The following is a 6681-nucleotide window of genomic DNA, read 5'->3' on the forward strand; positions in this document are numbered from 1 at the left end:
CAAATTCCTGTGTTCGCGAATACCGCGTTGCAGCCAAGAGGTTGTCACCAACTTGCCTATCAACTCACCGTGACGCCTCGCGGCCAAGACCCCGTTCCGGGGTCATCCGCCATATGGGTGGGAATTGAGCAAATCTGGGTTCAACGGCCAAAAACGCAGCAAAATAAACGCTATCGCCATGGACGCGACCGGCCAGAGATATGGCCCGGTCTGAGCCTTGTCAACGGCGGCCGGCTTTCCGGTAATTCATCATTTTGACAGGTTTTTCGCGTTGCCAAGGCACCCCGATTGGGCGAGTGTCCGCCCCGCCCAAATACCCCCTTCAGGATAAGGATTTTCCATGACCACCTCGTTCCCGGTAACGAAAACCGGCCTGCGCTTCGGCCTTGCCACCGCCCTTGCGGGCTGCCTTGCGCTGGCGCTGATCGCGGGTCCCGGCCGGGCTGCCGACGACCCGGTCCTGGCCAAGGTCAATGGCGTGGAGATCAAGAAGAGCGACGTCGCGCTCGCCGAGGAGGAACTGGGCCCCTCGCTGGCGCAGATGGACCCGGCGACCAAGGACGAGAACGTGCTGGCCTTCCTGATCGACATGAAGATCGTCGCCAAGGCCGCCGAGGACAAGAAGATCGCCGACAATGAGGAGTTCAAGAAGCGCCTGGCGTTCGCCCGCAACCGGCTTCTGATGGACAGCCTGCTCGCCCAGGAAGGCAAGTCGGCGACCACCCCCGACGCCATGAAGAAGGTCTATGAGGAGGCCTCCAAGCAGATCACCGGCGAGCAGGAGGTGCGCGCCCGCCACATCCTGGTCGAGACCGAGGACGAGGCCAAGGCCGTGAAGGCCGAGCTCGACAAGGGCGCCGATTTCGCCGAGCTCGCCAAGAAGAAGTCCAAGGATCCGGGCTCCGCCGACGGCGGCGACCTCGGCTTCTTCACCAAGGAGCAGATGGTGCCGGAATTCTCGGCGGTCGCCTTCGCGCTGGAGCCGGGCAAGATCTCCGACCCCGTGAAGTCGCAGTTCGGCTGGCACATCATCAAGGTCGAGGAAAAGCGCAGCCGCAAGGCGCCGGATTTCGACCAGGTCAAGGCCCAGATCGAGAACTACGTCACCCGCAAGGCCCAGGCCGACTATGTCGCGAAGCTGCGCACTGAAGCCAAGGTCGAGCGGCTCGACCAGCCGGCTGCCGACGCGGCCAAGCCGGCCGACGCGGCGAAGCCGGCTGACAAGCCGGCCGACAACAAGATGGCGCCGCCAGCGAAGAAGTAAGAATTCGCTGTCACTTCGCTGACTCCAATAGTATCTAAGCATCGTGATGCCCGGCCTCGTGCCGGGCATCTGCTTATCTGGATTTGCTTCCCAAAAGGCGCCCCCGCGATGTCCTCCTCCGTCTCCCCGCTTGCCCCGAAACATGTTCCCGACATGCCCGTCATCGCGGGCGTCAGGTTGGCAACGGCCGAGGCCGGCATCCGGTACAAGAACCGCACCGACGTGCTGCTCGCGCTTCTGGACAAGGGCACCGCGATCGCCGGCGTCTTCACCAAGTCGAAATGCCCGTCCGCGCCGGTGGAATGGTGCCGCGCCAAGCTGAAAGGCGGCAAGGCGCGCGCGCTGGTGGTCAATTCCGGCAATGCCAATGCTTTCACCGGCAAGACCGGCCGGGCGTCGACGGCGCTGACCGCCAAGATCGCGGCCAAGGCGGTCGGCTGTAGCGAAAGCGAGATTTTCCTGGCCTCGACCGGCGTCATCGGCGAACCGCTGGATGCGACCAAGTTCGACGGCGTGCTCGCCCGCCTCGCCGAGAGCGCCGCGCCCGCCGACTGGCTGGGTGCCGCCAAGGCGATCATGACCACCGACACCTTCCCGAAGGTCGCAACCAGAACCGTGAAGCTCGGCAAGGCCAAGGTCACCATCAACGGCATGGCCAAGGGCGCCGGCATGATCGCACCCGATATGGCGACCATGCTGTCGTTCATCTTCACGGACGCACCGATCGCGCCCGCCGCGCTGCAGGCGCTGCTCAAGAGCGGCGTCGAGGACACCTTTAACGCGGTGACGATCGACGGCGACACCTCGACCTCGGACACGCTGCTGGCTTTCGCGACCGGCGCTGCCGCCGAGCACGGCGCGCCCAGAATCAGCCGCCCTAGCGACCCGCGCCTGAAGGCCTTCATCAAGGCGTTCAACGAGGTCCTCGCCAACCTCGCCGAGCAGGTCGCCCGCGACGGCGAAGGCGCGCGCAAGCTGGTCGAAATCACCGTGGAAGGCGCCAAGACCAAGGCGTCGGCGCGCAAGATCGCGATGTCGATCGCGAACTCGCCGCTGGTGAAGACGGCGATCGCCGGCGAGGACGCCAATTGGGGCCGCGTGGTCATGGCGGTCGGCAAGGCCGGCGAGCCCGCCGATCGCGACAAGCTGTCGATCTCCTTCAACGGTATCCGCGTTGCGAAAAGCGGCGCGCGCGACCCGTCCTATGATGAAGCGCAGGTGTCGGAGGCAATGAAGGCGCCGGAGATCGCGATCAAGGTCTCGCTCGGCCTCGGCAAGGGCCGCGACCGCGTGCTGACCTGCGACCTCACCAAGGAATATGTCGCGATCAACGGCGACTATCGATCGTAAGTTCAGGCATGGCCGAACTCAAACTGACATTGGTGGTGGCCTGCGCGCTTGTTGACGCCGACAAGCGCGTCCTGATCGCGCAGCGCCCCGAGGGCAAGACGCTTGCCGGCCTCTGGGAGTTTCCCGGCGGCAAGCTCGAGCCTGGCGAGCGGCCGGAGCAGAGCCTCATTCGCGAGCTTCATGAGGAGCTCGGAATCACCGTCAGCGAGCCGTGCCTGGCGCCGCTCACCTTCGCAAGCCATGCCTACGAGACGTTCCACCTGTTGATGCCGCTCTACATCTGCCGGCGCTGGGAAGGCATGGTGACCGCGCGCGAAGGCCAGACCCTCGCCTGGGTCCGCGCCAACAAGCTGCGCGACTATCCGATGCCGCCGGCGGACATTCCGCTGATACCGCATCTGATCGATCTGCTGATGTGAGGATGCTCATGCCCCGGACGCAGCGCAGCGCTCTTGCGGTGCGCTGCAGAGCCGGGGCCCAGAGGGCACTGGCTGGGTCCCGGCTCTGCGCAGCAGCGCAAGGGCGCTGCAGCGCGTCCGGGACACGCTAGACTAGTCGCGCTTAACCTTCTTGACCGCCTCCGCAAGGCTCGCCTTGGCCGAGCCGGGCTTGAGCGGCTGCTGCTGGCTCGCATGCGGCGCCCAGCCGGAGAGCCAGACGATGTCGAACGTTGCGCGGATGCGACCGTCGGGATCCGCAAACCGCGCGGCATAGATCTCGGCCATCCGCAGCATGGTCGCGCGCCGTGTCGGCGTCCGCCGCCGCTCGACCAGAACGTTGGCTGCGCCCATGCGCCGCAAATCCTGCATCAGCGCGAAGGCATTCGCGTAGCGCACGACGATTCGATCGACATCGGTCACCGGAAGCGCAAAGCCCGCCCGCTGCAACAATGCGCCGATGTCGCGCAGATCAGCGAACGGCGCGACACGCGGCGACACTCCGCCCTCGCATTCGGCCTCGGCCGCGGCAAAGGCCTGGCGCAGCTCGGTCAGGCTGTCGCCGCCGACCATCGCGGCGAGCAAGAGACCGTCGGGCTTCAACGCCCGACGGATTTGCGCGAGCACACCCGGCAAATCGTTGACGAATTGCAGGGCCAGCGCAGACGCCACGAGATCGAGGCTTTCCGGCGCCAGGGGCAGCTTCTCCTCGCCCGCCGCATCGAGCTCGATCCGCTGCGCGTTGCCGAAGCGTGAGCGCAGCGCCGCCAGGCCCTCGCCGGGGGTCCAGAGATCGGCAACAACGCCGAAGTCGCGCATCACCGCCGCCAGCCGGTCGGCCATGTCCTCGTCGACGCGGTCGAGCAGGAAGCTGACCGGCCCCTGCGCGCGCGCACGGGACTGCCGCATATGCAGAAGCGCGCGATCGAACAGGGCGGGCGGGATTTGCGGGTTTTGCGCCATGCCGCTGGTTACGCCGATTACGATGTTTCTGGCAATCTTCTCCCTCGTGTCCCGGACGCGCTGCAGCGCTCTTTGCGCTGCTGCGCTGATCCGGGACCCACGCTTCCGAGTGCACGCTTTAGGCCCGGCTCGGCAGCGCACCGCCATAGCGCGTCGAAGACGCGCGTAAACGCGCTTATGGCGCTGCGCTGCGTCCGGGGCAAGAGACCGGAGCGCGGCTTGAGCCCTCTGCGGCGTAGCGCTAGCCTCTCGCCCATGGAATCCGCCAGCGCCCCCAACCGTTCCATATCCGCATCTCTACGCGCGGCCCCGAGATGCTGTCGATGGAGGCGATTGCGAGCCCGCCCGCCTATCATCGGGCGCGCGCCGCGGTGCGCTATGACGACGTCGCGCGCACGCTGGTACATTCGCTGAAATACCAGGACCGCACCGACCTTGCGCCGGCCATGGGCCGCTGGATGGCGCGCGCGGGGCGCGAGCTGCTCGGCGAGGCCGACATGCTGGTCCCGGTGCCGCTGCATTGGCGGCGGGCCTGGCGCCGCCGCTACAACCAGTCGGGCGCGCTGGCCCGCGTGATCGAGCGCCAGACCGGGGTCAAGGTGAAAGGCGACATCCTGCGCCGGATCCGCGCCACCGAGCAGCAGATCGAGCTGTCGCGCGCCCAGCGCGCCACCAATGTGCAGGGCGCATTCCAGGTATCTGCCGACCACCAGGCCGAGGTGCAGGGCCGGCGTATTGTCCTCATAGATGACGTCTTGACTTCCGGCGCGACGCTGGATGCCTGCGCCCGGGCCTTGCTCCGCGCCAAGGCAGCGCACGTCGACGCACTGGTCTTTGCCCGGGTTGTGGAGACCGGGTCACGTCCCATATAATTCGATCAATTCATGAATTGAGAGCATCAGGCGAGATGAGCATTGCTGTCGAGATCTATACGAGGCCGGGCTGCGGCTATTGTTCCGCGGCCAGGTCGCTGTTGGCCCGCAAGAAGGCCGCCTTCACCGAGTTCGACATCGCCAAGAACCCGTCGTGGCGCCAGGAGATGTATGACCGTGCGGGCGAGGGCTCGACATTCCCGCAGATCTGGATCGGCGAGAAGCATGTCGGCGGTTGCGACGAGCTCTATTCGCTCGATCGCGAAGGCAAGCTCGATGCGCTGCTCGAAAGCGTCAAGGCCGTCTCATGAGCCAGAATCAGGATCGTACCTTCACCGCCGCCATGGTGCAGATGCGCACCGGCCTTCTGCCTGAACCGAGCTTCGAGCAGGCAAGCAAGCTGATTCGAAAGGCGGCGGCGAACGGCGCGAATTACGTGCAGACGCCCGAAGTCAGCAACATGATGCAGCTGAACCGCAAGGCGCTGTTCGATCACCTCGCCAGCGAAGAGGACGACAAGTCGCTGAAAGCCTATCGCGCGCTCGCCGCCGAATTGAAGATCCATCTGCATATCGGCTCGCTGGCGCTACGCTACTCGCCGGAGAAGGCGGTCAACCGCTCCTTCCTGATCGGCCCCGACGGCAATCTGCTGGCGAGCTACGACAAGATCCACATGTTCGACATCGAGCTGCCGGACGGCGAGAGCTATCGCGAATCCGCCAACTACCAGCCGGGCGAGACTGCTGTCATCTCCGACCTGCCCTGGGGCCGTGTCGGGCTCACGATCTGCTACGACGTGCGCTTCCCCGCGCTCTATCGCGCGCTGGCAGAGGCTGGCGCGTCGTTCATCACCGTACCCTCCGCCTTCACCCGCAAGACCGGCGAAGCGCATTGGCATGTGCTGCTCCGCTCGCGCGCGATCGAGACCGGGTGCTTCGTATTTGCCGCGGCGCAGGCCGGCCTGCACGAGAACAAGCGCGAGACCTATGGTCACTCCTTGATCATCGATCCCTGGGGCGAAATCCTCGCCGAAGGCAATGTCGAGCCAGGCATCATCATGGCCAAGATCGATCCGGCCAAGGTCGACACCGCGCGAAAGGCGATTCCATCGCTGCAACACGGCCGCCGCTTCGGCGTCGCCGATCCGAAGGCCGGCCCTGATCATCTGCATCTGGTGCGGGGATCGGCATGATCCGCTATGCCCTCCGCTGCGAGCGGGACCACGCGTTCGAAAGCTGGTTCCAGAGCTCGTCGGCTTACGACCAGCAGGTCAAGCGCAAGCTCGTGACCTGCCCGATCTGCGGCTCGGCCAAGGTCGACAAGGCGATCATGGCGCCACGCATCGTCGGCAAGAAGGGCCGCGAGCGCGCTCCCGAGCCAACCCCGGCACCCGCGCCCGCGACCGAGGTCACGCCGCAGCAGCCGGCCTCGCTGATGATGGCGCAGGAGCGCGAGCTGCGCACCAAGCTGAAGGAATTGCGCGACCACATCGTGAAGCATGCCGACAATGTCGGCGAGCGCTTCCCGAATGAAGCCCGCGCCATGCATTACGGCGACAAGGAGCACCGCCCGATCTACGGCGAGGCCTCGCCCGATGAAGCCAAGGCGCTGATCGATGAAGGCATCGAGGTGTCGCCGCTGCCGGTGCTGCCGGAAGACCGGAACTAGGCACCGACCAGTATCGCCACGCCGACCACGATCAGCACGATCCCAAAGATTTCGCGCGGCGAAACCGGCTGCTTAAACGAGTAGTAGGCTACGCCCTGCGCGAACAGCACCTCGATCAGTGCGAGCG

Annotated in this window: 7 protein-coding genes and 2 pseudogenes; 7 read left to right on the plus strand and 2 right to left on the minus strand. The window is 65.7% G+C overall.

Annotated elements, in window-relative coordinates; translation table 11 throughout:
- The first annotated feature begins 340 nt into the window (after positions 1–340).
- The 3 genes from Q2941_RS35220 to Q2941_RS35230 all read left to right on the plus strand — a co-directional run bounded on the left by Q2941_RS35220 (position 341) and on the right by Q2941_RS35230 (position 3033).
- Positions 341–1264 carry a peptidylprolyl isomerase gene (locus Q2941_RS35220; RefSeq protein WP_027524064.1) on the plus strand — a complete coding sequence of 308 codons (924 nt, stop codon included), beginning with the start codon at positions 341–343 and terminating at the stop codon, positions 1262–1264.
- Between the two features lie 108 nt (positions 1265–1372).
- Positions 1373–2614, plus strand: coding sequence for a bifunctional glutamate N-acetyltransferase/amino-acid acetyltransferase ArgJ (gene argJ / locus Q2941_RS35225; RefSeq protein WP_458195328.1), 1242 nt, complete (start codon positions 1373–1375; stop codon positions 2612–2614).
- 8 nt (positions 2615–2622) lie between these two features.
- Entirely contained in the window at positions 2623–3033 is a 411-nt protein-coding gene (locus Q2941_RS35230; protein ID WP_027524062.1) for a (deoxy)nucleoside triphosphate pyrophosphohydrolase, read from the plus strand.
- Positions 3034–3165: 132 nt separating this feature from the next.
- Here Q2941_RS35230 and Q2941_RS35235 read toward each other — a convergent pair whose 3' ends face one another.
- Positions 3166–4014 (minus strand): methyltransferase domain-containing protein, encoded by an 849-nt coding sequence (locus tag Q2941_RS35235; RefSeq protein ID WP_458195329.1) that lies wholly within the window; start codon positions 4012–4014, stop codon positions 3166–3168.
- A 305-nt stretch (positions 4015–4319) separates the two neighbouring features.
- Between Q2941_RS35235 and Q2941_RS35240 the strand changes: the two are divergent.
- The 4 genes and pseudogenes from Q2941_RS35240 to Q2941_RS35255 form a co-directional block, all read left to right on the plus strand.
- Positions 4320–4886: pseudogene (locus Q2941_RS35240) on the plus strand (ComF family protein); the annotation flags it as partial.
- A 35-nt stretch (positions 4887–4921) separates the two neighbouring features.
- A complete protein-coding gene (gene grxC, locus Q2941_RS35245) occupies positions 4922–5197 on the plus strand; it encodes a glutaredoxin 3 (protein ID WP_027524059.1) in 276 nt (91 codons plus the stop codon).
- Positions 5194–6078 carry a carbon-nitrogen hydrolase family protein gene (locus tag Q2941_RS35250; protein WP_027524058.1) on the plus strand — a complete coding sequence of 295 codons (885 nt, stop codon included), beginning with the start codon at positions 5194–5196 and terminating at the stop codon, positions 6076–6078. Before grxC ends, Q2941_RS35250 begins: the two co-directional genes overlap by 4 nt.
- Entirely contained in the window at positions 6075–6554 is a 480-nt protein-coding gene (locus tag Q2941_RS35255; RefSeq protein ID WP_027524057.1) for a DUF1178 family protein, read from the plus strand. Before Q2941_RS35250 ends, Q2941_RS35255 begins: the two co-directional genes overlap by 4 nt.
- Here the strand turns inward: Q2941_RS35255 and Q2941_RS35260 are convergent.
- Positions 6551–6681, minus strand: a pseudogene (locus Q2941_RS35260) (EamA/RhaT family transporter); the annotation flags it as partial. The gene Q2941_RS35255 and the pseudogene Q2941_RS35260 overlap by 4 nt on opposite strands.

This window comes from Bradyrhizobium sp. UFLA05-153 (assembly GCF_054185185.1).